Source organism: Pseudomonas sp. ASL4 (assembly GCF_056680395.1).
The window spans coordinates 2996572-3022500 of the sequence record NZ_CM155280.1; the positions used below are offsets into that span (position 1 = coordinate 2996572).

The 25929-nt window shown below is 60.4% G+C and carries 27 protein-coding genes and 1 pseudogene (1 of these 28 only partly in view); 11 read left to right on the plus strand and 17 right to left on the minus strand.

The window, feature by feature from the left end; genetic code table 11:
- Positions 1-10: 10 nt before the first annotated feature.
- Genes AC1MEW_RS13600 through AC1MEW_RS13620 form a run of 5 tightly spaced genes read right to left on the minus strand, consistent with a single transcriptional unit; the run spans position 11 to position 3615 of the window.
- Entirely contained in the window at positions 11-937 is a 927-nt protein-coding gene (locus AC1MEW_RS13600; RefSeq protein WP_480426641.1) for a metal ABC transporter substrate-binding protein, read from the minus strand.
- Positions 938-972: 35 nt separating this feature from the next.
- Entirely contained in the window at positions 973-1548 is a 576-nt protein-coding gene (locus tag AC1MEW_RS13605; RefSeq protein ID WP_322269204.1) for a DUF6162 family protein, read from the minus strand.
- Positions 1548-1877: a hypothetical protein gene (locus AC1MEW_RS13610; protein WP_201205389.1), complete on the minus strand. Its 330-nt coding sequence runs from the start codon at positions 1875-1877 to the stop codon at positions 1548-1550. Before AC1MEW_RS13610 ends, AC1MEW_RS13605 begins: the two co-directional genes overlap by 1 nt.
- Entirely contained in the window at positions 1874-2416 is a 543-nt protein-coding gene (locus tag AC1MEW_RS13615; RefSeq protein ID WP_480426642.1) for a thiamine pyrophosphate-binding protein, read from the minus strand. Before AC1MEW_RS13615 ends, AC1MEW_RS13610 begins: the two co-directional genes overlap by 4 nt.
- Complete coding sequence (locus AC1MEW_RS13620) at positions 2413-3615, minus strand: PepSY-associated TM helix domain-containing protein (protein WP_323570306.1); 1203 nt, start codon at positions 3613-3615, stop codon at positions 2413-2415. Before AC1MEW_RS13620 ends, AC1MEW_RS13615 begins: the two co-directional genes overlap by 4 nt.
- 401 nt (positions 3616-4016) lie before the next feature.
- Between AC1MEW_RS13620 and leuC the strand changes: the two genes are divergently transcribed.
- Together leuC and leuD are read left to right on the plus strand one after the other, a co-directional pair.
- Positions 4017-5438, plus strand: coding sequence for a 3-isopropylmalate dehydratase large subunit (gene leuC / locus AC1MEW_RS13625; RefSeq protein ID WP_480426643.1), 1422 nt, complete (start codon positions 4017-4019; stop codon positions 5436-5438).
- Positions 5435-6049, plus strand: coding sequence for a 3-isopropylmalate dehydratase small subunit (gene leuD, locus AC1MEW_RS13630; protein ID WP_322269203.1), 615 nt, complete (start codon positions 5435-5437; stop codon positions 6047-6049). The genes leuC and leuD overlap by 4 nt, the downstream gene beginning before the upstream one ends.
- 113 nt (positions 6050-6162) lie before the next feature.
- Here leuD and AC1MEW_RS13635 read toward each other — a convergent pair whose 3' ends face one another.
- The 4 genes from AC1MEW_RS13635 to AC1MEW_RS13650 form a co-directional block, all read right to left on the minus strand.
- The gene (locus AC1MEW_RS13635; RefSeq protein WP_201256345.1) at positions 6163-7113 is read right to left on the minus strand and encodes a LysR substrate-binding domain-containing protein; all 951 of its coding nucleotides are present in this window, start codon (positions 7111-7113) and stop codon (positions 6163-6165) included.
- Between the two features lie 20 nt (positions 7114-7133).
- Entirely contained in the window at positions 7134-8432 is a 1299-nt protein-coding gene (dctA, locus tag AC1MEW_RS13640) for a C4-dicarboxylate transporter DctA (protein ID WP_201256344.1), read from the minus strand.
- A 97-nt stretch (positions 8433-8529) separates the two neighbouring features.
- Complete coding sequence (locus tag AC1MEW_RS13645) at positions 8530-9405, minus strand: alpha/beta fold hydrolase (RefSeq protein ID WP_480426644.1); 876 nt, start codon at positions 9403-9405, stop codon at positions 8530-8532.
- Between the two features lie 243 nt (positions 9406-9648).
- Positions 9649-10107 carry a VOC family protein gene (locus tag AC1MEW_RS13650; RefSeq protein ID WP_201191158.1) on the minus strand — a complete coding sequence of 153 codons (459 nt, stop codon included), beginning with the start codon at positions 10105-10107 and terminating at the stop codon, positions 9649-9651.
- 328 nt (positions 10108-10435) lie between these two features.
- Between AC1MEW_RS13650 and AC1MEW_RS13655 the strand changes: the two genes are divergently transcribed.
- Positions 10436-11650, plus strand: a complete 1215-nt coding sequence (locus AC1MEW_RS13655; protein WP_480426645.1) for an SfnB family sulfur acquisition oxidoreductase — start codon at positions 10436-10438, stop codon at positions 11648-11650.
- A 2-nt stretch (positions 11651-11652) separates the two neighbouring features.
- Positions 11653-12276, plus strand: a pseudogene (locus tag AC1MEW_RS13660) (methionine ABC transporter permease); the annotation flags it as partial.
- 156 nt (positions 12277-12432) lie between these two features.
- On the opposite strand, the gene soxR reads toward AC1MEW_RS13660, so the two are convergent.
- A complete protein-coding gene (gene soxR / locus AC1MEW_RS13665; RefSeq protein WP_201256342.1) occupies positions 12433-12882 on the minus strand; it encodes a redox-sensitive transcriptional activator SoxR in 450 nt (149 codons plus the stop codon).
- A 93-nt stretch (positions 12883-12975) separates the two neighbouring features.
- Between soxR and AC1MEW_RS13670 the strand changes: the two genes are divergently transcribed.
- The gene (locus tag AC1MEW_RS13670) at positions 12976-13347 is read left to right on the plus strand and encodes an antibiotic biosynthesis monooxygenase (protein WP_201205379.1); all 372 of its coding nucleotides are present in this window, start codon (positions 12976-12978) and stop codon (positions 13345-13347) included.
- A 4-nt stretch (positions 13348-13351) separates the two neighbouring features.
- On the opposite strand, the gene AC1MEW_RS13675 is transcribed toward AC1MEW_RS13670, so the two are convergent.
- The 4 genes from AC1MEW_RS13675 to msuE form a co-directional block, all read right to left on the minus strand.
- Positions 13352-14455 carry a sigma-54 interaction domain-containing protein gene (locus tag AC1MEW_RS13675; protein WP_201205377.1) on the minus strand — a complete coding sequence of 368 codons (1104 nt, stop codon included), beginning with the start codon at positions 14453-14455 and terminating at the stop codon, positions 13352-13354.
- 22 nt (positions 14456-14477) lie between these two features.
- On the minus strand, positions 14478-15680 hold the full coding sequence (locus tag AC1MEW_RS13680; protein WP_480426646.1) for an acyl-CoA dehydrogenase family protein: 1203 nt from the start codon (positions 15678-15680) through the stop codon (positions 14478-14480).
- Between the two features lie 199 nt (positions 15681-15879).
- Positions 15880-17025 carry an FMNH2-dependent alkanesulfonate monooxygenase gene (ssuD, locus tag AC1MEW_RS13685; RefSeq protein WP_123409526.1) on the minus strand — a complete coding sequence of 382 codons (1146 nt, stop codon included), beginning with the start codon at positions 17023-17025 and terminating at the stop codon, positions 15880-15882.
- A 10-nt stretch (positions 17026-17035) separates the two neighbouring features.
- Positions 17036-17599 (minus strand): FMN reductase, encoded by a 564-nt coding sequence (msuE, locus tag AC1MEW_RS13690; RefSeq protein WP_201256340.1) that lies wholly within the window; start codon positions 17597-17599, stop codon positions 17036-17038.
- A 436-nt stretch (positions 17600-18035) separates the two neighbouring features.
- Here msuE and AC1MEW_RS13695 point away from each other — a divergent pair, with 436 nt between their 5' ends.
- The 4 genes from AC1MEW_RS13695 (at position 18036) to AC1MEW_RS13710 (ending at position 22260) form a co-directional block, all read left to right on the plus strand.
- A complete protein-coding gene (locus AC1MEW_RS13695; RefSeq protein WP_480426647.1) occupies positions 18036-18305 on the plus strand; it encodes a hypothetical protein in 270 nt (89 codons plus the stop codon).
- Positions 18306-18406: 101 nt separating this feature from the next.
- Complete coding sequence (locus AC1MEW_RS13700; protein ID WP_201191143.1) at positions 18407-19021, plus strand: LysE family translocator; 615 nt, start codon at positions 18407-18409, stop codon at positions 19019-19021.
- Between the two features lie 206 nt (positions 19022-19227).
- Positions 19228-20385: an aminotransferase class V-fold PLP-dependent enzyme gene (locus AC1MEW_RS13705; protein ID WP_480426648.1), complete on the plus strand. Its 1158-nt coding sequence runs from the start codon at positions 19228-19230 to the stop codon at positions 20383-20385.
- Positions 20386-20451: 66 nt separating this feature from the next.
- Positions 20452-22260, plus strand: a complete 1809-nt coding sequence (locus tag AC1MEW_RS13710; RefSeq protein ID WP_201256338.1) for an aminopeptidase P family protein — start codon at positions 20452-20454, stop codon at positions 22258-22260.
- On the opposite strand, the gene AC1MEW_RS13715 is transcribed toward AC1MEW_RS13710, so the two are convergent.
- Entirely contained in the window at positions 22253-23173 is a 921-nt protein-coding gene (locus tag AC1MEW_RS13715) for a LysR family transcriptional regulator (protein ID WP_480426649.1), read from the minus strand. The two genes, AC1MEW_RS13710 and AC1MEW_RS13715, sit on opposite strands and share 8 nt — an antisense overlap.
- Positions 23174-23274: 101 nt before the next feature.
- Here AC1MEW_RS13715 and AC1MEW_RS13720 point away from each other — a divergent pair, with 101 nt between their 5' ends.
- On the plus strand, positions 23275-24273 hold the full coding sequence (locus tag AC1MEW_RS13720; protein ID WP_480426650.1) for a zinc-dependent alcohol dehydrogenase family protein: 999 nt from the start codon (positions 23275-23277) through the stop codon (positions 24271-24273).
- Here AC1MEW_RS13720 and AC1MEW_RS13725 read toward each other — a convergent pair.
- Together AC1MEW_RS13725 and AC1MEW_RS13730 are read right to left on the minus strand one after the other, a co-directional pair.
- Entirely contained in the window at positions 24270-24860 is a 591-nt protein-coding gene (locus AC1MEW_RS13725; protein WP_480426651.1) for a 2-hydroxychromene-2-carboxylate isomerase, read from the minus strand. The two genes, AC1MEW_RS13720 and AC1MEW_RS13725, sit on opposite strands and share 4 nt — an antisense overlap.
- A gap of 37 nt (positions 24861-24897) precedes the next feature.
- A complete protein-coding gene (locus tag AC1MEW_RS13730) occupies positions 24898-25626 on the minus strand; it encodes an SDR family oxidoreductase (RefSeq protein ID WP_201205363.1) in 729 nt (242 codons plus the stop codon).
- A 92-nt stretch (positions 25627-25718) separates the two neighbouring features.
- On the opposite strand from AC1MEW_RS13730, the gene AC1MEW_RS13735 reads away from it, so the two are divergent.
- On the plus strand, positions 25719-25929 hold the beginning of the coding sequence (locus tag AC1MEW_RS13735) for a TetR/AcrR family transcriptional regulator (protein ID WP_201205361.1). It continues 368 nt past the right edge of the window; the window shows 211 of its 579 coding nt (coding positions 1-211); its start codon is at positions 25719-25721; the stop codon falls past the right edge of the window.

Genomic DNA, 25929 nt, shown 5'->3' on the forward strand with positions numbered 1-25929 from the left:
TCTTTAGCCGTCATGAACCGGACTCCTGAATCGCCCGCACTACCGTGTTGAGGTTGCCGGTCATTTCTTTTTCGTACTTGTCGGCGGTGTATTCGCCGTAGGAAATGTGCGACAGCGGGTACAGCTTGACCCCGGATTCACGCTGAATGGTCTCGACGTAGGTGGACGGGAAATCCATCTCCGAGAAGATCACTTTCACGTCCAGCTCGCGTAGTTGATCGATGGTCTTTTTCAACTGGCTCGGGCTCGGTTCGATGCCGTGGGCCGGCTCGACCACGGCGGTCACTTCCAGGCCGAATTCGCGCAGCAAGTAGTCGTAGGCGGTGTGAACCGTGGCCACCCGCAGTTCGGCGTTCGGTGCCTGGGTCAGTTTGGCCAGGGCGTCGGCGCGCATCTGCCGCAGGCGTTTGCCATAGGCACGGGCGTTTGTGGTGTAGGTCTTGGCATTGTCCGGGTCGAGTTTGCCCAGTTCCCGGGCGATGTTATTGACCTGGGCAATTGAGGCGCTGATCGACAGGAAGGTGTGCGGGTTGACGACCTTGCCGGCGCCGCGCGCGGCGGTCCCGGTGGCGGCCAGCAGCGGCACGTTTTCGTTGGCCTCGATCACCGGGATGTTCGGTTTTTCGCTGGCGGCGATCATGCGGTCGGCGAAGTCATCGTGGCCGACGCCGTTGAGCACGATCACGTCGAGCCCGCCAATGCGCTTGATGTCTTCGGCACGTGGCTCGTAGGCGTGGGGATTGAAACCGGCCGGGATCAGCGGCACCACGTCGGCCTTGTCACCAACGATATTGGCCACGTAGCTGTAATAAGGGTGCAGGGTGATGCCGATGCGCAGGCGCTTGGCCTGATCGGCGCTGGCCAGTGGTGTCAGCAGTAGGGCAAACAGCCCGACAAGCAACAAGCGCAGTAAAGAACGTTGAGATGAACTAGGCATGGGCAAGCGGTCTTCTCTCGGGTGAAGGCGAGGGGTTAGTCCCGGTGCTGGCGGGTTACGCCGGCATCGAATTGCGCGACGATCTGCTGCCAGCCGGCGCTTTCGAGCGCGGCGTCAGTCAGGTCGGACGGGGCTTTGATGTCGCTTGCGCGGTTGAGCCAGATGTCCGACGGCGCGTCATCAGCTGCGATCAAACGCATCAAAAACGAACCGGCCACGCTCGGCGTCTGGCTCTGGCCGAAGTAGGCCTTGGTCTCAAGCAACTGCCAGACATGCCCACCGCGGCTGACCGAACTGGCGTCTTGCGCAAACGGTGCAAAGCCTTCACCGGCCAGTGCTTCTGGCGTGGGCAGTACCTGTTGCTCCTGACGCAGCAGCTGAATCTCGTCCAGGGTCACCCGCAGATCGGCGTAGATGCCTTGTTCGGACGCACTCAAGTCGCGGCGGCCATCCAGTTGATGGCTGCCGACGTTGCTCACAACTTGGGACTCGTGACGCCAAGCGACCACCGAGCCCGCAACCGCGAGGATCATCAGGCACAACAGCAGCACATAAAGGGTTTCATGGCCGGCACCGGCCGGGCGGACGACTTGCGTGGTGGGCGTACTCATCAGGGCGCCTCGATGTCGGCTTGGTCGATCTCGACCACGTGGCCGGGACCGGCGTCGAACAGCACATAAAACTCAGCGGCGGGTTTCTTGAAGATCAGGGTCGAGTCGGCCCCAAGCTTGCCCGGCAACAGAATGGTTTCGTCGTAGCCGATCACATCCAGCGTCACCCCCGGCGCGCTGCTGCCATCGGAAAAACCGCCAGTGCATTTGATCTGCTCGGCGTCGATGGCTTTGCATTCGCACATCGGGTTGTGGGCCATGGCGCTGGCGCTGAAACCGGTGCAGAGCACCAGTAACGCGGCGCGCAGAGGGCGAAAAGCGTTGCTCATGGTTTGCCTCCTTGTTTGTTCAGCCAAGCGATGGTGGCCGGCGATGCTTGGCTCAGCGGGATAGCGGCTTGATGCATGGCGCCGTCCCAGCCTTCCATGGTTATCCACAGCTCGGCGTCGGCCTGGGTTTTTTCCGGCACCGGTAACGAAGCACCCATGCGGTACGGTGTACCGAAGAAAATCACCCCGGCGGCGCGCAGGCTGCGGGGTTTGCCGATGCGCAGGTAAGTGGCTTTGACCTGTTCGATACAGGCGTCGCACAGGGCTGCGTTGAAGGCTTTTACGTGGCCGGTCGCGCCATCCCGACGCGGCGCTTCATCGCGCAACTCGGCCAGGCGCAGGCTCCAGGGACCGACCTGGATCTCGCCGATTTCGTGCTCGCCCAGCCCCGTGTCGCCGCGAATCAACGCGGCGTTGGTGAAGTATTTGGGCATGAACCCCAACGGGATCAGCAGCAACAGAATGTTCAGGTGAAAACGCCATTTGTGCCAAAGCACGTTCAGGCGCGAGGGCTGGGGGGCGGCAGCGGTTTTGCTCACAGGCTAGCCTCCGACGTCTCGCGGCTCATGCTCGGTTGCGCCGTGGCAGTGCGCTGTTTCTTGCTGCTGCGCTTAAGCGCATTGGCGGTGGCCAGGGCGGTGCGCTTGGTCCAGATCAGCAAGCCGCTGAGGACCATCATGCTCAGCACCAGGCCGAAGAAGAACCAGATCAACTTGATCCACAAACCACCGAAATCCCCGGTGTGCAATGGCCGCATGGATTCGGTGACGAACTCCAGTGTGGTCCGGTTCGAGAGCAGGCGTGACGCAGCGATCTCGCCGTTGTACGGGTTGATGGTCGCCGTCTGGTACATCAGTGGATACCAACCACGGCCACCAATATCCAGGTGGCTGTAGGCGTTGCCCGGCAGGCTGATAAAACTGGCTTCCAGCCCCGGGATTTTTTGCATGGCGATTTCAATCGCCCGATCCAGCGGGATCTGCGGTGCCGGCGAACCATCCGGCGACAACGGCACGGCTTCACGGGCCATGGCCGGAATGATCGGTTCGCTGGAGATGGAAATCTGGTTGTCGAACAGCAGGGCTTCAATCAAAAACCAGGTACCGGTGACGGAAATGACCGCGATGAACCAGATCGACCAGATGCCGCTGAGTCGGTGAAAGTCGCCCCAGAAAATCCGCGCACCGTGACGAAAACGCAGGGTCGGCTTGAAGAAGCCTTTCCAGAATTTTTTGTAGACCACCAGCCCGGTAATCAGTGAAACCAGCAGCGGCAAGCCAAGGAACGACACCAGGTACCAGCCCCAACTGAAACCGTTGGTAAATGGCACCAGCCACCAGCCATGCAAAGCGCGGGTGAACGCCTTGAAGTTGAACGTTGGCGCGACGCCCTGGATCACCCCGGTGTAAGGGTTGACGTAGACCGTCACCGAGCGCCCGTCGGGGTAGTTGACGTCCACGTCGAGGGCGAAGTGCGATTCGTCGGGGCGGTTGATGGCTGAGACGAGGGTCTGGGGTTCGGCTTTTTTCATGGCCGCGAGGATCTGGTCGTAGCTGAGTCGCCGGGCATCGTCAGAAGGCGGGCTGGCGCGCATTTGTGGGTTGGCGAGCCAGACGATCTCCTGGCTGACGACGGCCAGGGTGCCGGTCACGCAGACGATCAAGACGAAAAACCAGATCGGCAACGCCAGCCAGCTATGGACCAGAAACCAGAGTTTTGAGCGGGATTTCTTCGACATGATTAAAGGTCTTGTATCGATGAGAGGGCCGTGCTGCGGGCTTCGTAGCGCGGTGACCCCTGAAAGCCCGGCCGTGGCTTTTGCCTACGCGGCCGGACTGCATCTATATAGGACGGATGAGCAGGGGAAATCCCGAAGGCAGAGATGAAAGAAAATGTTTCGCATTTTCATGAAGGTCGGCTTTTGGTGGGAGCGGGCTTGCTCGCGAAAGCGGGGGGGCAGTCAAAATTGATGTCGGCTGACACGACGCTTTCGCGAGCAAGCCCGCTCCCACAAGGGGTCTTCACTGACCTTTGGATCGAGATCCAACACGAAACATGGTTTACGGGATCACTCTCAGGCCATTGATGCCCAACCCTCGCTCTCTAAGATGGAACTCACACGCCCGAGCGAGCACCTCCATGACCTCAGCCAAAACCCTCTACGACAAACACATCGATGCCCACACGGTGTGTCGCCTCGATGACCAGGGCCATGTCCTGTTGTATATCGATCGCCAGGTCATCAACGAATACACCAGCCCTCAAGCCTTCAGCGGTCTGCGCGAGGCCAAACGCAATGTCTGGCGCCCGGAAACCGCACTGGCGGTGGTCGATCACGTCAACCCGACGGCGCCGGTGCGTATCGCCGCGATGCCGGATGCCGGCGGTGCGCGGCAGGTGTCGTACCTGGCGGAAAACTGCCGGGACTTCGGCATCGAACTGCTCGACATCCTCGACAAGCGCCAGGGCATCGAACATGTAATCGCCCCGGAACAGGGTTTCATCCTGCCGGGCATGGTGATCGCCGCGGGCGACAGTCACACCACCACTTACGGCGCCCTTGGGGCCTTCGGTTTCGGCATCGGTACCTCGGAGATCGAACACCTGCTGGCGTCCCAGACCTTGGTCTACAAACGCCTGAAAAGCATGCGCGTGACTGTGGACGGTGAACTGGCAATCGGACTGACCTCCAAGGACGTGATCATGGCGCTGATCGGCCAGATCGGCGCATCGGGCGCCACCGGGTATGCCATCGAATTTCGCGGTTCGACCATCGATGCCTTAAGCGTCGAAGCGCGCATGACCATCTGCAACATGGCCGTTGAGGCCGGTGCCCGCGGCGCCTTCATGGCGCCGGACGAGAAAGTCTTCGCCTACCTCAAGGACAAACCCCGGGCGCCCAAAGGTCAGGTCTGGGATCGCGCGGTGGAGAAATGGCGCACCTTGCACACGGATGCGGGCGCGCAGTTCGACTGCGAAGTGGAACTGGATGCCAGCACTCTGGAACCGATGGTCACCTGGGGCACCAGCCCGGACCAGGCCTCGCCCATCGGCGCGCGGGTCCCGGACCCGCAAGCCGTCAGCGACCTGATCCTGCGCCAGGACATGCGCCGCGCCCTGAACTACATGGGCCTGGAGGCCGGCATGCCGCTGAGCGAGATCGTCATCAGCCATGCCTTTATCGGTTCCTGCACCAACGCCCGCATCGAAGACCTGCGCGATGCCGCCAGCGTGGTGCGCGGCAAACACGTCGCCAGCCATGTGCGGGCGATGATTGTGCCGGGCTCCACCGAAGTGCGCGATCAGGCCGAAGCCGAAGGCCTGGCGGCGATCTTTATCGATGCCGGGTTCGAATGGCGCCAGTCCGGCTGCTCGATGTGCCTGGCAATGAATGACGATGTGCTGGCCCTAGGTGACCGCTGCGCTTCCAGCACCAACCGCAATTTCGAAGGCCGGCAGGGCGCCGGCGCCCGCACCCATCTGATGAGCCCGGCGATGGTCGCTGCGGCCGCCATCACCGGGCGCCTGACCGACATTCGTCACTTTGGAGACCGCGCATGAGCCTGCAACCCTTCACTCAAGTCAGCGGTAAAGCTGCGCCGATGCTGGCGGCCAACATCGACACCGACGTGATCATGCCCAAGCAATTCCTCAAGGGCATCGACCGTGCCGGGCTGGATCGCGGGTTGTTTTTCGATCTGCGGTTTATGCCGGACGGTTCGCTCAATCCCGAGTTCGTGCTGAACCAACCGGCGTGGCAAGGCGCGAGTTTCATGGTGGTCGGGCCGAATTTCGGCTGCGGGTCGAGCCGGGAACATGCGGTGTGGGGGTTGAAGCAGATGGGGATTCGAGCGTTGATTGGCAGCAGTTTCGCCGGGATCTTTTACGACAATTGCCAGCGCAATGGGGTCTTGTTGATCACGCTGGAAGAGGCGGTGTTGCAGCGGCTTGGGCAGGTGGTCAGCCAGCCGGACAGCGCTGAAATCAGCGTTGATCTGGAGTCGCAGCAGATTCGCCTGAGCGATGGCCAGGTCATCCCGTTCGAGATCGACACCTTGCGTAAAACCGCCTTACTGCTCGGGCTGGATGCCATCGGCAGCACCCTTCAGCGCCGCGAGCAGATCAAAGCCTTCGAGCGCGAGCATCTGGCCGCGAATCCCTGGTTGGGCTGAAATCGCTTTCGCGGGCAAGCCTCGCTCCTACAGGATCGCGCATTATTCGCGAACAACACTGTACCTGTAGGAGCGAGGCTTGCCCGCGAAGAGGCCCGCACAGACAACACACCTCAAACCGACAACCCCTTGAAATGCTCCTGCAAAAACTCCACACACGCCCGTAACTTCCCGGAATACGCCAACCGCGTCGGGTACACCGCCCAGACATTCGCGCTCTGGGTGTAATCCGCCAGCACCTGCACCAACCGCCCTTGTTCCAGCAACGGCTTCACGTCCCACAATGAGCGCAGCAGCACACCGCGCCCATCCAGTGCCCACTGCAAGACAATCTCGCCGTTATTGGACGACAGCGGCCCGCTGACCCGCACGCTCTCCTGAACCCCATCGCGCTCCAGGTTCCAGATGCCGAACGCGTTGTCGCGTTCCTTGATCACCAGGCAATGATGCTGTTCCAGGTCCGCCAGCGTCTGCGGCGTACCGTGACGTTCCAGGTAACCGGGCGCCGCACATAAAACACGACGGTTACTCACCAGCCGCCGACCGATGTGCTGGCCGGGAATGTCATCGCCCACGCGGATCTCCAGGTCAAAGCCTTCGCTGACGATGTCCACCACTCGATCAAACAGGTCCAGGCGAATCTCTAGCTCCGGATAACGCTCGGCCAACAGCGACACAGCCGGCGCCACATGGTTACGGCCGAAACCGAAACTGCTGCACAAATGCAGACGCCCGCGAGGGCTGTCGTGGGCGTCGGAGAGTTCGTCGTGCAGTTGCTGAAAGTCATCGAGAATGCGCAAGGCCCAGCGCTGCACCCGCTCGCCATCCTCGGTCAGCGCGATGCGGCGGCTGGTGCGATGCAGCAGGCGAGTGCCGAGGGTGGTCTCGAGAATCTGGATGCGTTTGCTGACGTAGGCGGGGGACAGCCCCAGCTCATCGGCAGCTGCGGCGAAACCGCTTTTGCGGATGACGGTGAGTAAAACACGCAGGTCTTCGGGTAGGGGCACGGTGTCTTTCTTGATGGTCATGACAGAACGAGCACTGGCGGCATGAGCCGCCAGCATAGCATCGGTGTGCAGGCTTTCTATTCCGCGGAAAGCTTGGCTGCGGCCCGGGCATGACGTCCGCGCTTGAGCGCAATCGGCGCCATTTTGCTGCGATCCAGTTCACCTTCCCACGCGGCCACCACCAAGGCTGCCACCGCGTTACCAATGATGTTGGTCAGGGACCGGCATTCAGCCATGAAGCGGTCGACCCCGAGGATCAATACCATCGCTGCCACCGGAACCGTCGGCACCACCGCGAGGCTCGCCGCCAAAGCGACAAAGCCTGCACCAACCACCGCGCCCGCGCCTTTTGAAGTCAGCATCGCCACTGCCAGCAGCGTCAATTGCTGCTCCAGCGTCAGGTCAATGTTGGTTGCCTGGGCCAGGAACAACACCGCGAGGGTCATATAGATGTTGGTGCCGTCCAGGTTAAAGGTGTAGCCGGTCGGCACCACGATGCCGACCACGCCTTTCGACGCGCCGAGGCTTTCCAGCTTCTGGATCAACTGCGGCAGTGCCGATTCCGAAGAGCTGGTGCCGAGCACGATCAACAGTTCAGCCTTGATGTACGCCAGCAGTTTGAAAATGCTGAACCCGGCATAGCGGGCAATGCTGCCCAGCACGCAAGCGACGAAGATAAACGCCGTCAGGTAGAACGTGCCGATCAACTTCAGCAGCGGCAACAGCGAACCGAGACCGTACTTGCCGATGGTGAAGGCAATCGCGCCGAACGCCCCGATCGGCGCCACGCGGCTGATGATCCCGACAATGCGGAAAAACACCTCGCTGGCCTGGTTGATGATGCCCACTAGCGGGCGACCCTTTTCCCCGACCATCACCAGTGCAATCCCGAACAGCACCGAAACAAACAGCACCGGCAAAATTTCGCCCTGTGAGAACGCCTCGAAAAACGTCGTCGGAATCACGTGCAACAGAAACCCGGTGACGCCTTCGCCATGTTGGGCCTGGCCGACGAAACCGGCGATGGCCGACGTGTCGAGGGTCTTAACGTCGATATTGAAACCCGCACCCGGATGCAGTGCATGAGCGGCCAGCAACCCGATCAACAGCGCGATGCTGGAGACCACTTCGAAATACAGCAACGCCTTGCCACCGACCCGGCCCACCTGTTTTACGTCATGCATGCTGGTGATCCCGGAGACCACGGTGCAGAAGATGATCGGGCCGATGATCATCTTGATCAGCTTGATGAAGCCGTCGCCCAACGGCTTGAGATCGATGCCGACCTGCGGCCAGTAATGCCCGATCACAATGCCCAGGGCGATGGCGATCAGCACCTGCACATAGAGGGTTCCCAGCAGTTTTCTGATTGTCATTTTTATTATCTCCAGAGGTTTTTTGGGCATGCCGATCCCGCACGGGCCAGTGACGGCCCGCGACGAGCGGCGGGTTCAGGTCAGTAAGGCGCGGCTATCAGCGCAGGAAATCCAGGACTTCGGCGAGTAGCAGTTCGGGGGCTTCTTCGGCGATGTAATGGCCGGCGGGCAGTGCTTTGCCGCGCACGTCGGTGGCCACGCGTTGCCATTCCTTGAGCGGCTCGAAGCAGCGGCCGACCGTGCCTTCGGCGCCCCACAACACCAGCAAGGGAAGATTCAGCTGATGGCCGGCGTCGATGTCGGCGCGGTCGTGGTCCAGATCAATGCTGGCGCTGGCGCGGTAGTCCTCGCAGATCCCGCGCGCGGTGCCGGGCAGTTTCAGGCAACGCAGGTATTCGCCAAACGCCTCGGCGGTGAACGGCTTGAGCCCGGCGCTGCGGCTGCCCATCACACTGCGCAGGTACGCTTCGGGATCGGCCTCGATCAGGGTTTCCGGCAACGGTGCCGGGCGGATCAGGAAGAACCAGTGCCAGTAGGCGCGGGCGAACGCTTCGTTGGTTTGCGCGTACATCGACAGGGTCGGGGCGATATCGAGCAGGACCATGCGTTGCACGGCATCGGGATGATCCAGCGCCAGACGATGGGCGACCCGGGCGCCACGGTCATGGGCCAGCACCGAGAACCGCTCGAAGCCCAAGGACTGCATCAGCGCCACACCGTCCTTGGCCATTTCGCGTTTGGAGTAGTGGGTGTGCTGATCGTTGGCCAGCGGTTTGGCGCTGTCGCCGTAACCGCGCAGGTCGGCGGCGACCACGGTGAAATGCTCGGCCAGTTGTCCGGCGATTTTGTGCCAGATGACGTGAGTCTGCGGGTGACCGTGCAACAACAGCAGGCCCGGCCCGGTGCCGCCGATGCGGTAGGCGATGTCCACGCCGTTGACGTGGCGCTGGTCTTTCAGGAATCCGGCGAACATGGGGAGTGACTCCTTGTTGTAGTTGCCTGCATCCTGAAATTGTTGGCGCGTTAGGGCAAGGCGCAAAGCGTGGGGCGTTTGTTCATGAAGTGTGTTCGAGGAATATGCGCTGTCTGGAATGCCGCCTTCGCGAGCAAGCCCGCTCCCACAGTAGATCGGCTGTGTACACAAAATATGTGATCCACACCGATCCCCTGTGGGAGCGGGCTTGCTCGCGAAGAGGCCCGGTCAGGCACTGAAGACTCAACCCTGACTAAACATCTCCTTCGCCCTCTGCTCAATCTGCTCCTGCGTCAGGTCTTCCTTGCGTGTCGCCAGGAACCACAAATGCCCGTAGGGATCCTTCAAGGTCCCCGAGCGGTCGCCATAAAACTGATCTTTGACCTCGGACACCACCGTGCCACCGGCAGCAATTGCCTTGGCATAGGACTTGTCGACATCGGTCACATACAGGTGCAACCCCACGGACGGTGACTTGTCCGGGTTGCTCAACGGTCCTTGATCGCACGGCGTGCCGAGCATGATCGGGCAGTCGCCGATGCGCAGTTCAGCGTGGCCGATACCGCCGTCGGGCATGGACAGGCGCATGACTTCAATGGCGCCAAAGGCTTTTTTGTAGAACTCGATGGCTTCAGCGGCTTTCTGAATGCCCAGGTACGGGGTGATGCTGTGATAACCCTCTGGAATGGGTTTGACGCTCATGACGGTTCTCCCTGTTTTTTGTTATGGGTCAAAAGTATTACGAGCGGACAAATATAGTAGGAGCTGCCGAAGGCTGCGATCTTTTGACCTGGTTCTTGATCTTCTCAATGCCGAAACCACCAAAGATCAAGATCAAAAGATCGCAGCCTTCGGCAGTTCCTACAGGTGTTGGGCGCAAAAACGCCACTGTTCAGCCATCAACAGTGAAGCAGCAGATTGCTCGGGTTTGTCACCAGGAAACCCGGTAAAACCCCCGAAAACATTGGGTGATACAGTCGGCACAGAAGCTGCAATGACCTCCTCAAAACACTGTTGTCGAGAGTCTTGCATGCCTGAATCTGCCGTTTATCCGATCAACCCGCCGGCCGCCCATCGGATCGCCGACGAAACCGAAGCCCTGCGCGTCGCCGAACGCGTGGCCGCCGTTTTGTTGGAACAAGACGCCGAGCGCGACCGTAGTCGCCAGGTGCCCGCCGAGATCGTCGATCTGTATTCCAACAGCGGTCTGTGGGGCATCAGCGTGCCTCGGGAGTTCGGTGGCGCGCAGGTGTCCTATGCGGTACTGGCGCAGGTGATCGCGATCATTTCGGCCGCGGATCCATCCCTCGGGCAGATCCCGCAAAACCACTATTGCCTGTTGGAAGACATTCGCCTGCAAGGCACGCCCGAGCAACAGGCGCATTTCTTTGGCCTCGCGCTGCAAGGTCATCGGTTCGCCAACGCGCTGTCGGAAACTGGCGGCAAGAACGTGCAGGACATCCAGGCGACCATTCGCCGTTTTGGCGACGGTCATGTGATCAACGGGCGCAAGGGGTACTGCACCGGTTCGCTCTACGCCCATTGGCTGGCGGTGCTGGCGCTGGATGAAGAGCAGAAGGGCCAGTTGTCGTTCGTCGAGCGCGGCACAACCGGGCTGGTGATCGTCGACGATTGGGACAGCATCGGCCAGCGCACCACCTCCAGCGGCACGGTGTTGGCCGAGGACCTGCACGTGCCAGCGTTCAATGTGTTCCCGACCTGGCGTTCCTATGAAAGCCCAACCTTGGCCGGCCCGTTCGCGCAACTGACCACCGCCGCCATCGACGCCGGCATCGCCCGCGCGGCCCTGCGTGACACCATCGCCTTCGTCCAGCAATTCGCCCGGCCATGGATCGACGCCGGTGTGGAAAAGGCCAGCGAAGACCCACTGACCATCATCCAGGTCGGTGGCCTGGAAATTCGCCTGGAAGCCGCCGAAGCCTTACTCGAACGGGCCGGTTGGGCGCTGGACGCGGCACGTCCGGCACCCGATGAAGACAACGTCGCCCGCGCCTCGCTGGCCGTCGCGAAGGCCAAAGTGCTGACCACCGAAATTGCGATTGAGGCCAGCAACAAACTCTTCGAGCTCGGCGGCACCCGCTCGACTCTGAAGAAGCACAACTTCGACCGTCACTGGCGCAACGCTCGGGTCCACACCCTGCACGACCCGGTGCGCTGGAAGTACCACGTGGTCGGCAACTGGCTGCTCAACGGCGTGAAGCCGCCGCGCCACGATTGGTCCTGACCATGGCCGAGTTACTGAAACACATCTATTGGGCGGACATCGCCCAGGCCTGCCTCGACACCCTGAGCATGCTGGGTGCGGCCCTCGGTTTTACCGTGTTGCTGGGGCTGCCACTGGGAGTGGTGCTGTTCCTCACCGGCAAGCGCCAGTTGCATGAGGCTGTCGGGGTTTACCGGGTGTTGTCGGTGATCGTGAATATGCTGCGTTCGCTGCCGTTCATCATTTTGCTGATCGTGATGATTCCCTTGACCACGCTGCTGGTCGGCACCTCGCTCGGGGTGCCGGGGACGATTCCGCCGCTGGTGGTCGGTTGCACGCCGTTCTTCGCGCGGCTGGTGGAAACCGCGTTGCGCGAGGTCGATCGCGGGGTGGTGGAAGCGACGCAGGCGATGGGCGGAACCACCTGGCAAATCATCCGCCACACCTTGTTGCCCGAAGCCCGGGGAGGGTTGCTGGCGGCGGTCACGGTGACCGCGATTGTGCTGGTGGATTACACGGCGATGGCCGGGGTGATTGGTGGCGGAGGGCTGGGCGACCTGGCGATCCGCTACGGCTATCAGCGTTTTCAGGCAGACGTGATGGTGGTCACCGTGATGTTGCTGCTGATCCTGGTGCAGGCCCTGCAAATGATGATCTCATTGTGGCGAGGGGGCTTGCCCCCGTTCGGCTGCGCAGCAGTCGTAAAACCAGCGCGCGGTCTGTCTGAAGAACCTAATTCGCTGGTTTCAGGGCCGCTTCGCGACCCAACGGGGGCAAGCCCCCTCGCCACAGGGTGGGAACGATCACTCGAGCAACTGCGCCCCCGGTCCACGCTCCCCGAGCACATCGCCAAAATTGCGCAACGGACACGCTTCCATCGACAAACACCCACACCCGATGCAGCCATTCAACCGGTCCCGCATCAGGGTCAACTGCTTGATCCGCTGATCCAGATCCTGGCTCCACTGCGCCGACATCACTTTCCAGTCCGCCGCCGTCGGTGCGCGGTTGTCCGGTAAGTTCTTCAACGCGTCCCCAATCTCCGCCAACGGAACCCCTAGCCGTTGCGCGACCTTGATCAGCGCCACCCGGCGCAACACTTCCCGCGGATAACGGCGCTGGTTGCCCTGATTGCGATGGCTCTTGATCAAGCCCTTGGTTTCATAGAAGTGCAGGGCGGTCACGGCCACGCCGCTGCGGGTGGCAACCTCGCCGACGGTGAGTTCTTTGTGCAGGTTCTGCGCGGTGATCATTGGAAAAACTCCTTGACCTCTAGTTAACTCGAGGTTTTACCCTGCAAGCCTTCGGATCGCAAGGTCCGGTTAACCGGTGAGTGGGGAGTCTTTATGCCGATGTCAGAGAAAAACCGCAGTTTCACCCAATTGATCGAATTCGAGATTGAACCGCATCAGCAACCGGCTCTAGTGTCGGCGCTGTCTGTCCAGACAGAGCGTCTGGCCCAGGATTTCAGCGGGTTTCTGAGTGCGAGCATCCAGGCCAGCGACGATGGTCGGCGGGTGCTCAATTACCTGCAATGGCAATCCCGCGAGGCCGGGGAAGCCGCATTCCAGCACTTTGAAAGCGGCGAGCAGGATTTCTGGCAACTGATCCGCGCCCACAAGGCGAAAGCCGTAACGTTCGGCTCCTTCCAGGTGCTGCACAGCCTGGAGCGCAGTCACGACAACGCGCTGCACTGCAATTTGGTGCATTCCCGGTAAGCGCCTAGATCGACAACTGCATCAAGCGCTCGCCTTGCACGTTTTCCGTCGGGCGGCGTTTGTTCACTGCCAGTTCGCCGATCTTGATCAACCGCGTGCGGGTCACGTTGCGGCTCAAGCCCAGCAATGCGGCGGTGTGCACCTGATTGTAATGGCTGAAGCGGTAAGCCGCGCGCAACAACGCGTCTTCGACTTTTTCGTGCAGCGCCCCGGCCTGTTCCTCGAAGAGCTTTTGAAAGGCTCGGTCGAGCAAGGCTTCCGGTGAGTCGTCGACGTTGCCGTGGTGATCGTCCTGACGCTCGATGCGCATGTTCGACAGGCGCAAGTCATCGCGTTCGATCACGCCGTTACGGCAGATCAGCAGGGTGTGGTGAATCACGTTTTCCAGTTCGCGGATGTTGCCCGGCCAACTGTAGCTGCGCAGTTTCAGTTCGGCTTCTTTGCTGATGGTGATCGTGCCGTAGCCGAGGCGCTGGCTGTAGGCTTCGACGAAGTGCCGGGTCAGCGGCAGGATGTCGCCGGGACGGTCGCGCAACGGGCTCAGCTCCAGGCTGACCACGTCGAGGCGGTAATACAGATCCTCGCGAAAGTGCCCGGCGTTGATGGCTTTCTCCAGTTGCACATTGGTCGCCGCCAGCACCCGTACGTCGATGGGAATGCTCTTGCGCGAACCGAGTCGCACCACTTCACGCTCCTGCAACACCCGCAACAACTTGACCTGAATCGCCATCGGCAAATCGCCGATTTCATCGAGGAACAAGGTGCCGCCATCCGCCTCTTCAAACCACCCGGCCTTGGCGCTGAGGGCGCCAGTGAAGGCGCCTTTTTCATGGCCGAACAGCTCGGCTTCGACCAGGGATTCGGAGAACGCGCCGCAGTTCACCGCCACGAACGGCCGGTTACGCCGGGCGCTGAGGTTGTGGATGTGCCGCGCCACCAACTCCTTGCCGGTGCCGGTTTCACCGATGATCAGCACGCTGGCTTCACTCGGGGCGACCTGTTGCAAATGCGCGAGCAAGGCCTGGGATTTCGGATCTTCGAACACCTGCGCGGTGGCGCGGATCGACGTAGCGAGGGCGGGCGAGGGCGGTAGGGTCAGCAGTTGCATGGCAGGCTCCATGAAGAGAAGATCAGGAATAGAAAGTCGGAATCGGCAGGGACTGGTTCAACGCCCAATCACCCAGTTCATGGAGTTTGTAATCCACCGGGTCGTGCAGGGTTTGCGTGCGCAGGTTGCGCCAGTGGCGGTCCAGTCGCAGCGAGGCGTGGGTCGAGCGCGCGCCGGTCACTTCGAACAAGCGGCTACAGAGTTCCAGGCCATTGCGGGTGGCAGCGACCTTGGCCGTGGCAATCGCTGTCGCCAGATGCCCGCGTTCTTCGGCGCTGAGATTCGGGCCTTTGGCCCAGGCCTTGTCGAGCAGTTCGGCGGCGCGTTCCACCAGCAATCGAACCCCTTCGAGAGCGACCCAGAATTCGCCGTAATGGCCGAGTACGTAGGGATCTTCACGCACATCCTGGGCGCTGGATTTATGCCAGGGTCGGGTTTCGGTGAGGGTGTATTGCCGCGCTTCTTCGAACGCCCCTTCGGCAATGCCAAGGAACATGTGGGTGAACGTCAGTTGAGCAATCAATGGCCGCAGGCACGCGAACGGTGTGCTCAACGGACCCGGATCGAGCAGCAGTTCCGATTCCTCGACCCGCACCCGTTCGAACGTCGCGCTGCCGCTGTCGGTCTGGCGCTGGCCCATGTTGTTCCAGTCGTTGTGCAGGGTGATACCGCTGCGACCGCTGGGGATCGCGGCGATCAACAGCTTGCCGCCAGCGCTTTCATCGACCGCCGAGGCGATCAGCATTTGTGAATCGCTGGCGCCGGAGCAGAAACTCTTCTTGCCGGAAAACTCGCGCCAGCCGCCGAGGTTCTTCACCACGGTGCGGGTGTCCAGCGGATTGAGGGCGTTGCCCCAGAACCAGTTCTTGCGCGCGGTTTGTTCGAACCACGGTTGCCACTGTTCGGGTTTGGCGAACAGGCGCACGGTGGCGAGCATCAGGTGATGGAAACCGAAGACATGGGCAATCGAGCTGTCGACCTTGGCGAACTCGCGCACGATGCTCAGGGTGTCACTCCAGCTGGCGCCGAGGCCGCCGTACTGGGTGGGAATGCTTAAGGCGAGCAGACCGTTGTGGCGCAAGGCATCACGTTCAGCCTTGGGCGTACCGCCGCGTTCGTCGCGCTCGACGGCGGTCAGGGCAAACTCGGCCGCCAACTGGCGAGCGGTGTGCAAAGGGGATAGCAGGGCGCTTTGTGGTTTGGCCGTCACGCGGGGGTTCCTCATTGAAGTCGACGTAATCCCTGTGGGAGCTGGCTTTTGTGGCGAGGGGGCTTGCCCCCGTTGGGCTGCGAAGCGGCCCCAAAACCTGAGAGCCGAGCATTTATTGATACTGCGCGTCAGCCTGTTTTACGACTGCTGCGCAGCCGAACGGGGGCAAGCCCCCTCGCCACAATTAATCCCGACAGCCCACAGACCGGTTCTATCAGGCCGTGGCTTTGGTGGGCAGCACATCATTGGCAATCATTTCGCCAAACGGCCCGGTGAGGTTGGTGACGCCCCGGCCAGCCAGGCTCGCATACGGTTCTGGCAGCAGCGGGAACACCAGTTCGGCAAAGCGATATGCTTCTTCGAGGTGTGGATAACCGGAGAAGATAAAGCTCTCGATCCCCAGGTCCGCGTACTCCTTGATCCTCGCCGCCACTTGTTGCGGATCGCCCACCAGTGCAGTCCCGGCACCGCCGCGCACCAGGCCGACACCGGCCCACAGGTTGGGCGCGATTTCCAGGTTGTCGCGACGTCCATCATGCAACGCGGCCATGCGCCGCTGGCCTTCGGAATCAAAACGCGAGAACGACTTCTGTGCGGCGGCGATGGTCTCGTCGCTGATGTGCTCAATCAGTTTGTCGGCAGCTTTCCAGGCCTCTTCGGCCGTCTCGCGAACGATCACGTGCAGGCGAATTCCGAACTTCACCGTGCGCCCGTTGCGTGCAGCACGCTCACGCACATCGGCGAGTTTTTCTGCCACGGCGGCCGGTGGCTCGCCCCAGGTCAGGTAAACATCGACCTGTTCGGCAGCGAGTTCATGGGCCGCTTCAGAAGAACCACCGAAGTACAGCGGCGGATAGGGTTTCTGCACCGGCGGATACAACGCCTTGGCGTTTTGTACTTGCAGGTGCTTGCCTTCGAAGTCGACGGATTCGCCTTGCAGCACCCGACGCCAGATCTGCAGGAATTCGTCGGTGACTTCGTAGCGCTCGCTGTGGTCGAGGAAGATCCCGTCGCCACGGTTTTCATCCGGGTCGCCGCCAGTCACCACGTTGATCAGCAGCCGGCCATTGGACAGACGATCCAGTGTGGCGGCCATGCGCGCCGAGACCGTCGGCGAAATAATTCCCGGACGAATCGCCACCAGGTACTTCAGTCGTTCGGTCAACGGCACCAGCGCCGAGGCGATCACCCACGAGTCTTCGCAGGAGCGACCGGTGGGAATCAGTACACCGTGGTAACCAAGGCTGTCCGCGGCCTGGGCCACTTGTTTCAGATAGTTGAGCGTCACCGGGCGGGCGCCCTGGGTAGTGCCCAGGTAATGACCGTCGCCGTGGGTCGGCAGGAACCAGAAAACATCCATGAAGAAATCCTTAAGCGATTTTCAGCAGATTTTTGGGGTGCACGCCAAACAATGGCGCAGCGCGTTCTGCAGCAAGGCGAATGCGGGCCTTCAAGGGCTCACTGGTTATTTGATAATTCGAGAAATCGGCTTCGGTGGCGTAGACGCCAATCGGCAGGGTCAGGGCCTGGAAGAAACTGAACAGCGGCCGCAGTTGATGATCGAGCATCAGTGCATGCCGCTCGCTGCCACCGGTCGCGGCCAACAGCACGGGGGTGTCGATCAGCGCATTGAGATCGATCAGGTCGAACAGGTGCTTGAGCAAGCCGGGGTACGAACCGCGATAAACCGGGGCGGCGACGATCAGCAGATCAGCGCTTTCGATGGCTTGCAGTTCGGCTTCAATCTCGGCACTCAGTTCCTGGCGGGCAAGGGCGGCGCCCAGTGGTCGGGCAATGTCGCCCAGTTCGATCAGCTTGCTCTCGATCGGCAACTGTTCGGCCAGTTCCGCCAACAGGGCTTGGGTCAGTACCAAAGTGCGGGACGGACGCCAGGTACCGCCGGAGAGGGCAACAACTTTCAGTGGACGCGACATGATCAGTTCCTTTTTAAACAGTTGCTCAGGGAGCAGTGAATAGTCACTGGGCCTGAGCAAGACCTGTACCAATCCTTCGAGGCCCCTGTTTTCGGGGCTTTCAGCGCCGTGAACAGCGCAAGCTGTGCGATTTCCAGGGCTGTTTGTTGAATGACTGTTGCCTGGCAAACAGTTGCGTGGGCAACAGTGGTTGAAGCGATGGAGTTGTTATAAAGGCTTGTTGTTATTCCTCAAAAGATCATTAAAAGATATTTATAGATCATAAATGAATATGCACTTATCCCTGTAGCAGCGGCCGAAGGCTGCGATTTTTTGATTTTTAAGCCTCATTGCCGCCAACCCTGATACCCACTATCGAGAGCGGTGATTTCTACCAAACCCAGGCCGGGCGTAGCCTTCATCCATCGCCAAACAAAAGAATGTCAGGACGCTCCCCATGAATCGTTTACTCGCTGTTTCCTTGCTGCTTGCCGTCTCTGTCCTCGCTGGATGTGCCAGCCATGTTTCCCCGGAATTGCGTCCCTACACCGCCGAAGAAACCAAGGAACTGGCGCTGGAAGCCTTGAACCGCCGGGGTTTGTCCTTCGATGAATACCAAATGAAAAAAGCTGCATTGCTCGGCCAGCCACAGAAGTCATACGGTTTTGATAGCCAAGGCGAAATGAACGCCGAGCGTGCCGTACACCTTCACGGTCGCCCAAGCTGATTCGCGACTGTACTGCTCGAACTTTCACGTAACTGTCCGTGGGTTTTGCGCAAGGCGTGCGATAGGGTCAATACCTGACTGACCCTGACGGACTGCCACCGATGACGCTCTCGCTCGATCTGCTGCTGGGCTTCGCCCTGTTTGCCCTCGTCACCTCAATTACTCCCGGCCCGAACAACACCATGTTGCTGGCATCGGGCGTGAACTTCGGCTTTAACCGCACCATCCCCCATATGCTCGGCATCACTTGCGGCTTCTTTGTCCTGGTGGTCGCGGTGGGTTTCGGCCTGGGCGCGGTGTTTCAAACCTATCCGTTGCTCTACACCGTGTTGCGTTACGTCGGCGCGGCGTACTTGCTCTACCTGGCGTGGAAGATCGCCCATTCCGGTCCCGTCTCCGAGAGCGAAAAGGGCGAAAGTAAACCGATCAGTTACCTCAGCGCTGCGGCGTTTCAGTGGGTCAATCCCAAGGCCTGGATCATGGCCATCGGTGCCATCAGTACCTACACGCCGATGCAGGGCTACTTCACCAATGTGATCGTGATTGCGGCAGTGTTCGCCTTGATCAACCTGCCTAGCGTTGGTGTCTGGGCGGGTTGCGGTACTTTGTTGCGCAATGTGTTGAAGGATCGCCGTTGGTTGCGGATCTTCAACTGGGGCATGGCCCTGCTGCTGGTGGCTTCGTTGTATCCGTTGTTGATCGAAAGCTTTCGCTGACGCATTGCTTCAACCGGTTGGCCGATGCCTGTTAAGCTCGACTTCAGGAGCGTTCCTACGCACTTTTAAATGAAGTTGTTCTTCTTTAACGGCCTCCGATCAGGTATTGCTTACGTGCGGATTATTCGGCGTCGCTCACAAGGCGACGCTTTGACCTATCCAGTCACGAGCTTCCTGATCCCGGAACATGCTCTGCGAGTCTTTTTATGAATAAACGTCCGCTATATTTCGACTACGCCGCCACCACGCCGGTGGATGAGCGGGTCATCAAGGTCATGGTCGAGTGTCTGGGTTTCAACGGCAATTTCGGCAACCCGGCGTCCAGCTCCCATGCGTTCGGCCAGCAGGCCCGGCAATCGGTCGAGCAGGCGCGCCAGCAAGTGGCCAAACTGGTGGGGGCCCAGGCTGATCAAATCGTCTGGACCTCTGGCGCCACCGAGTCCAATAACCTCGCGCTCAAAGGTGTCGCCCAGGCCCGTGGTGTGTCCGGCGGCCACATCATCACCAGCCAGATCGAACACAAGGCGATTCTCGACACCGCGAAACAATTGCAGGACGCCGGTGTGGCGGTCACCTATCTGGTGCCGGACGCTGAAGGCCTGATCACCCCGCAAGCGGTCAGCGAAGCCATGCGTGACGACACGTTTCTGGTGTCGCTGATGCTGGTTAATAATGAATTGGGCACGGTCAACGACATCCCGGCCATCGGCCAGGTGGTGCGAAATCGTGACGCGTTGTTTCACGTCGACGCCGCCCAGGGCGCAGGTAAAGTCGCGATCGACCTGGCCGAATGGCCGGTGGATCTGATGTCATTTTCCGCTCACAAAATCTATGGCCCCAAAGGCATCGGCGCGCTCTATGTCGGTCCGCGTGCACACCAGCGTTTGCAGGCGCAGATCCATGGCGGCGGCCACGAGGGCGGGTTGCGTTCCGGCACCCTGGCCACTCACCAGATCGTCGCGATGGGCGAGGCGTTTGCGTTGGCGGCGACCTTGTTCGATGACGAAAAAGCGACCGTCGTTCATCTGCGTGAGCGTCTGCTCGAACAACTATTGAATATCCCCGGCGTGCGCCTCAACGGCAGCGCGATCCAACGTATTCCTCATACGCTGAGCCTGACCTTCGGTGAAGGTGAGTTCAATGCGGCGGCGCTGGGCCATTCGATCGCATTTTCCGCGACCTCGGCCTGCAACTCCGCCAGCAATGCTCCGTCCCATGTGTTGCTGGCGCTGGGGCACGACGCTCGCTCGGCCGGCCGCACCATCCGCTTGAGCCTGGGGCGTTTCACCACCGAGCAAGACATCGATCAAGCGGTCGAACTGATTAAAGCGGCTTGCGCCAGTGCGCCGGCATTTTGGCAATAAGGCTATGAAAGCGCCGACTCAGATCGGCACTCAACAATAATGATGAAGTGGTTAGCAGGAGACATGATGAGTACGCAGCCTTTGATCAATGGATTGGTACCCCAGCGCCTGGCGCAAACCCGCGAGCTGATGAGCCGGGAGGGTATTCATGCCCTGCTGGTGCCGTCGGCCGACCCGCATTTGTCGGAATACCTGCCGGGTTACTGGCAAGGTCGGCAATGGCTGTCGGGCTTCCACGGCTCGGTCGGCACCCTGATCGTCACGCCGGATTTTGCCGGTGTCTGGGCCGACAGTCGTTATTGGGAGCAAGCGAGCAAGGAGCTCAAGGGCAGCGGCATCGAACTGGTCAAGCTGCAACCGGGTCAACCCGGGCCGCTGGACTGGCTGGCGGAACAAACCCCTGAAGGTGGCGTCGTTGCCGTCGATGGTGCAGTGATGGCTGTGGCGTCGGCGCGGACGCTGGGCGGCAAACTCGAAGAACGCGGTGCCCGACTGCGCACTGACATCGATTTGTTGAGCGAAGTCTGGAGCGACCGTCCGACGCTGCCGAACGAGCCGATCTATCAACATTTGCCGCCGCAAGCGACCGTCAGTCGTGGCGAGAAACTCGCCAAGCTGCGCGAAACGCTTGAGGCGCGCGGTGCCGACTGGCATTTCATCGCCACCCTTGATGACATCGCCTGGCTGTTCAACCTGCGCGGCGGCGATGTGTCGTTTAATCCGGTGTTCGTGTCCTTCGCCTTGATCAGCCAGAAGCAGGCCACCTTGTTCGTGGCCCTGAGCAAAGTCAGCGCCGAACTGCGTGCGATCCTCGAACAGGACGGCGTGACACTGCGCGACTACAGCGAAGTGGCCGATGCCCTGCGCGCCGTGCCGAGCGGCGCGAGCCTGCAGGTCGATCCGGCCCGCGTTACTGCCGGTCTACTGGATAACCTGAGCAGTGGCGTGAAACTGCTGGAAGGCCTGAACCCGACTACTTTGGCCAAATCACAGAAAAGCCTGGCCGACGCTGAACACATTCGTCAGGCCATGGAGCAGGACGGCGCGGCGCTGTGCGAATTTTTCGCCTGGCTGGAGTCGGCATGGGGCCGCGAGCGCATCACCGAACTGACCATCGACGAACACCTGACCGCCGCCCGTACCCGGCGTCCGGATTATGTGTCGCTGAGTTTCAACACCATTGCCGCATTCAACGCCAATGGCGCGATGCCGCACTACCACGCCACTGAAGAAGAACACGCAGTTATCGAGGGTGACGGCCTGTTGTTGATCGACTCCGGCGGCCAGTACCTGGGCGGCACCACCGACATTACGCGGATGGTTCCGGTCGGTACGCCGACCGATGAGCAGAAACGCGATTGCACGCGGGTGCTCAAGGGCGTGATCGCGTTATCCCGTGCGCAATTCCCTCGGGGCATTCTGTCGCCGCTGCTGGACTCCATCGCTCGCGCGCCGATCTGGGCGGAGAGCGTGGATTACGGTCACGGCACCGGTCATGGCGTCGGTTACTTCCTGAACGTTCATGAGGGCCCTCAAGTGATTGCCTATCAAGCCGCAGCCGCACCGCAAACTGCGATGCAGCCGGGGATGATTACCTCCATTGAGCCGGGGACTTATCGTCCGGGTCGTTGGGGCGTGCGGATCGAAAACCTGGTGTTGAACCGTGAAGCAGGCAAGAGCGAGTTCGGTGAGTTCCTGAAATTCGAAACCCTGACCCTGTGCCCGATCGACACTCGATGCCTTGAGCCGTCGTTGCTGACGCTGGACGAAAAACAGTGGTTCAACGCCTATCACGCCGAAGTGTGTGAGCGCTTGAGCCCGTTGCTCGACGGTGCTGCCCTTGAATGGTTGAAAACCCGGACCGCAGCTATCTGACCGGTTTGAGTTCAGGCGCTGTCTCCAGCGCCTGACTCATGTAATCGACAAAGGCTTTAACCCTGGCCGATTGGCGACGATTGGCCGGGGACACGGCATGAATCGGCAGTGGCTGTGCGCTGTAGTCTTTAAGAATCGCTGTGACACGGCCTGCCTTCAGATCCTCGCTGAACAGCCATACCGGCGACAGTGCAATCCCCAATCCCCCCAAGACCATTTCGCGGATCGCCTCGGAGTTGTTGCTCTGTGCATTGCCCTTGATCCGCACTTCGTGGCGTTGGGCGTCTTTCTCGTAAACCCACAGGTTTTGGCTGTTCAGCAGGTTGAACTGCAGGCAGTTGTGCTCGCTTAAGTCCTGTGGCGTTTGTGGTGTTTTGTGTTGCTTGAGGTAATCGGGCGCAGCGACGGTCGCCCGGTGCGTGGTGCCGATATGGCGAGCAATCATGCCGCTGTCATTCAGCTCGCCGATCCGGAAACTGACGTCCAGTCCTTCGCTGACCAGGCCCTGGTTTTGGTCGCTTAATTGCAGGTCGATGTGTACTTGTGGGTATTTTTTGAGGAAACCTGGCAGTCGCGTCGCAATTTGCATGCGTCCAAAACTCACCGATGAGCCGATCCTTAGATTGCCGGCGACGGTCTCGCGTCCCGATTGAAAACTGTGTTCTGCGGCGTCGACGGCGGCGAGGATCTGTCGGCATTCGCTGTAGTACCGCTGACCTTCGTCCGTCAGGGACAGTTGCCGAGTGCTGCGGGAAATCAGCTTTCCGCCCAGTTCGGTTTCCAGCGCCCGCAGGACTTTGCTGATGGTCGGCTGGCTGGTCTGCAATTCCCGGGCAACTGCCGAAAAGCTGCCGCGCTCGACTACCCGGACGAAAACCGCCATTGCGTTGAGTTTGTCCACGGGGTTTCTCATTGATGCCAAATGGGCATGGTCACTATAGCTATATAGCGTCTTATCGGCATGAGTGCATTGCAGGAGGATGGGGTTACTCACCTCTTACAGGAATTGACGAAATGACTGACTTACTGGAAATGCGCGCTCTGATTGTTGACTCGGCCAACGGGCCGTTACGCTTGGCTTCGATTCAGCGGCCTGTGCCGGGAGTGGGGCAGGTGTTGGTCAGGATCAAGGCCAGCGGCGTGAACGCGCTGGATGGGAAAATTCGTGCGGGTCAGGCTGTCCATGCTCGCCAACCATTGCCGGCGGTATTGGGCATGGACCTGGCAGGGACCGTTGAAGGGGTAGGGGCAGGTGTCAGTGGATGGCTGCCGGGTGATGAGGTCTATGCCATGGCCACCGGTATCGGCGGGGTCCAGGGTTCCCTGGCTGAATTCGCCGTAGTTGATTCACGGTTGTTGGCGCGCAAACCGGCGAGTCTGAGTATGCGTGAGGCGGCGGGTTTACCGCTGGTATTGATTACAGCGTGGGAAGGGTTGGTGGATCGTGCTCGGGTGCGGGCCGGCCAGAAGGTATTGATTCATGGCGGCGCGGGCGGGGTCGGGCATGTGGCTGTGCAACTGGCTCGGGCGTTCGGGGCTGAAGTGTTTGCCACCGGATCGGCGGGACAACAGGCAATCATCGAGAGCTTCGGTGCGACTTTCATTGATTACCGCAAGTCTACGGTTGAAGAGTACGTGGCTGAACACACCGCGGGTGAGGGCTTTGATATTGTTTATGACACGGTAGGCGGCGCGACCCTGGATGCGTCATTCAAGGCCGCTCGGGTTTATCACGGCCATGTGGTGAGCTGCCTTGGGTGGGGACAACACAGCCTGGCGCCGCTCTCGTTTCGTGGGGCGACCTACTCTGGGGTATTTACCTTGTTGCCGTTGCTGACTGGCACGGGCGGTGAGCATCACGGGCAGATACTTCGGGAGGCTGCGCAATTGATCGAGGCGGGTCAACTGACGCCGTTACTCGATCCCCGGCAGTTCACGCTGGAAACTGCCGAGGCCGCCTATGACATGCTCACTGCCGGAGCGGCCAAAGGGCGATTGGTTATCGAGATTTAACGCAAGGCTTCAAGGACGAAGTCCAAGCGGTCCTGGCCGAAGAACAGTTGATTGTCGATAAACATGCTCGGTGCGCCGAATACGCCGCGTTGCACGGCTTTCTCGGTGTTGTCCTTGAGGGCGGCTTTGACTTCCTCGTCGGCGGTCAGGGCCAGTACCTCGTTCGGGTCGAAACCGTTCTGCGTCAATACGGCCGCGACGGTCGCCGGATCATTGAGACTGCGACCTTCGATCCAGAGGGCGATGAACAGGCAATCGATGAACGCCTGGAAACGCTCGGGATGGCGCAATTGCATGCCGGTGACGGCGCGCATGAGCATCAGTGTATTGATCGGGAAATGCGGGTTGAACTTCAGCGGAACGCCGTAGCGTTTGGCGTAGCGGTCCAGGTCCTGAAACATGTAGCGACCCTTGGCGGGGATGGTCGCCGGTGAAGCGTTGCCGGTGGCTTTGAAGACGCCGCCCAGCAGCATGGGAATGTAGATCAGTTGGCTGCCGGTCTGCGCGCAGATCTTCGGCAGTTGGGTGTACGCCAGATAGGTGGCGGGGCTGCCCAGATCGAAGTAAAACTCCACGGTTTTGCTCATGGTCAATGCGCTCTGCTTATTGTTGTTGGGGGAGGGCTTACCAGCGTTCGCTCCAGGGGCGCAGGTCGAGCTCGAAGGTCCAGGCGTCCCGAGGCTGACTGTGCAGGTACCAGTAGTTTTCGGCAATGTGCTCGGGGTTGAGAATGCCGTCCTGATCTTTGGTCGCGTACTTTTCCGGGAAGTTGTCGCGGATAAAGTCGGTGTCTATGGCACCGTCGACCACGATGTGGGCGACGTGGATGTTCATCGGTCCCAATTCTCGGGCCATGCTTTGGGCCAGGGCGCGGATGCCGTGTTTGGCGCCGGCGAACGCTGCAAACCCTGCCGCTCCACGCATGCCAGCGGTGGCGCCGGTAAACAGGATCGTTCCCCGTTGGCGTGTGGCCATGCGCTTGGCCACTTCGCGAGCGTTGAGGAATCCCGAGAAACAGGCCATTTCCCAGATCTTGAAATACTTGCGGGCGGTTTCTTCGAGAATGCTGCACGGCACATTGGCGCCGATATTGAACACGAATGCTTCGATGGGGCCGATCTGGGTTTCGATTTGCTCGACCAGCGCAATCACGTCCTCTTCCTTGCGCGCGTCACAGGCGAAACCGTGAGCTTCGCCACCACTGGCCTTGATGGCATCCACCAACGGCTGGAGTTTGTCGGCGCTGCGTCGGGTGACGCAGGCGATAAAACCTTCTTGCGCAAAGCGTTTGGCAATAGCGCCGCCGGTAGCATCCCCAGCGCCGACAATCAGTACGACCTTCTTGTTATTCATGGGTAGATCCCTTTGGTAAACGATCGTTAACTAAACGAACGTTATGCTACGATCCGGCTAACGTCAAGGTGATCAATCCTGAGGACAAGGCAATGCGTTACTCGCCCAATCACAAGCTGGAAACCAAAGAGAAATTGCTGGAAAGCAGTGCGGTGTCGGCCAAGAAGTCTGGTTTTGCAACGGTCGGTGTCGACGGTTTGATGAAGGCGATCGGCTTGAGTGGCGGGGCGTTCTACAGTCACTTTTCGTCAAAGGATGAACTGTTTGCGGCGATCGTCGAGCGAGAGTTGTGCCAAAGCCTGG

Bases quoted from the DNA above. Each gene is read 5' to 3' on its own strand.
- msuE (WP_201256340.1), bottom strand. From the start codon at position 17,599: ATGTCGCGTCCACTGAAAGTTGTTGCCCTCTCCGGCGGTACCTGGCGT.
- AC1MEW_RS13705 (WP_480426648.1), top strand. From the start codon at position 19,228: ATGAATAAACGTCCGCTATATTTCGACTACGCCGCCACCACGCCGGTG.
- AC1MEW_RS13645 (WP_480426644.1), bottom strand. From the start codon at position 9,405: ATGTTCGCCGGATTCCTGAAAGACCAGCGCCACGTCAACGGCGTGGAC.
- soxR (WP_201256342.1), bottom strand. From the start codon at position 12,882: ATGATCACCGCGCAGAACCTGCACAAAGAACTCACCGTCGGCGAGGTT.
- AC1MEW_RS13605 (WP_322269204.1), bottom strand. From the start codon at position 1,548: ATGAGTACGCCCACCACGCAAGTCGTCCGCCCGGCCGGTGCCGGCCAT.
- AC1MEW_RS13670 (WP_201205379.1), top strand. From the start codon at position 12,976: ATGCCGATGTCAGAGAAAAACCGCAGTTTCACCCAATTGATCGAATTC.
- AC1MEW_RS13695 (WP_480426647.1), top strand. From the start codon at position 18,036: ATGAATCGTTTACTCGCTGTTTCCTTGCTGCTTGCCGTCTCTGTCCTC.
- leuC (WP_480426643.1), top strand. From the start codon at position 4,017: ATGACCTCAGCCAAAACCCTCTACGACAAACACATCGATGCCCACACG.
- AC1MEW_RS13635 (WP_201256345.1), bottom strand. From the start codon at position 7,113: ATGCTGGCGGCTCATGCCGCCAGTGCTCGTTCTGTCATGACCATCAAG.
- AC1MEW_RS13655 (WP_480426645.1), top strand. From the start codon at position 10,436: ATGCCTGAATCTGCCGTTTATCCGATCAACCCGCCGGCCGCCCATCGG.
- AC1MEW_RS13675 (WP_201205377.1), bottom strand. From the start codon at position 14,455: ATGCAACTGCTGACCCTACCGCCCTCGCCCGCCCTCGCTACGTCGATC.
- AC1MEW_RS13715 (WP_480426649.1), bottom strand. From the start codon at position 23,173: ATGAGAAACCCCGTGGACAAACTCAACGCAATGGCGGTTTTCGTCCGG.
- AC1MEW_RS13620 (WP_323570306.1), bottom strand. From the start codon at position 3,615: ATGTCGAAGAAATCCCGCTCAAAACTCTGGTTTCTGGTCCATAGCTGG.
- AC1MEW_RS13720 (WP_480426650.1), top strand. From the start codon at position 23,275: ATGACTGACTTACTGGAAATGCGCGCTCTGATTGTTGACTCGGCCAAC.
- AC1MEW_RS13680 (WP_480426646.1), bottom strand. From the start codon at position 15,680: ATGAGGAACCCCCGCGTGACGGCCAAACCACAAAGCGCCCTGCTATCC.
- AC1MEW_RS13600 (WP_480426641.1), bottom strand. From the start codon at position 937: ATGCCTAGTTCATCTCAACGTTCTTTACTGCGCTTGTTGCTTGTCGGG.
- AC1MEW_RS13725 (WP_480426651.1), bottom strand. From the start codon at position 24,860: ATGAGCAAAACCGTGGAGTTTTACTTCGATCTGGGCAGCCCCGCCACC.
- ssuD (WP_123409526.1), bottom strand. From the start codon at position 17,025: ATGGATGTTTTCTGGTTCCTGCCGACCCACGGCGACGGTCATTACCTG.
- AC1MEW_RS13610 (WP_201205389.1), bottom strand. From the start codon at position 1,877: ATGAGCAACGCTTTTCGCCCTCTGCGCGCCGCGTTACTGGTGCTCTGC.
- AC1MEW_RS13700 (WP_201191143.1), top strand. From the start codon at position 18,407: ATGACGCTCTCGCTCGATCTGCTGCTGGGCTTCGCCCTGTTTGCCCTC.
- AC1MEW_RS13650 (WP_201191158.1), bottom strand. From the start codon at position 10,107: ATGAGCGTCAAACCCATTCCAGAGGGTTATCACAGCATCACCCCGTAC.
- AC1MEW_RS13730 (WP_201205363.1), bottom strand. From the start codon at position 25,626: ATGAATAACAAGAAGGTCGTACTGATTGTCGGCGCTGGGGATGCTACC.
- AC1MEW_RS13710 (WP_201256338.1), top strand. From the start codon at position 20,452: ATGAGTACGCAGCCTTTGATCAATGGATTGGTACCCCAGCGCCTGGCG.
- leuD (WP_322269203.1), top strand. From the start codon at position 5,435: ATGAGCCTGCAACCCTTCACTCAAGTCAGCGGTAAAGCTGCGCCGATG.
- dctA (WP_201256344.1), bottom strand. From the start codon at position 8,432: ATGACAATCAGAAAACTGCTGGGAACCCTCTATGTGCAGGTGCTGATC.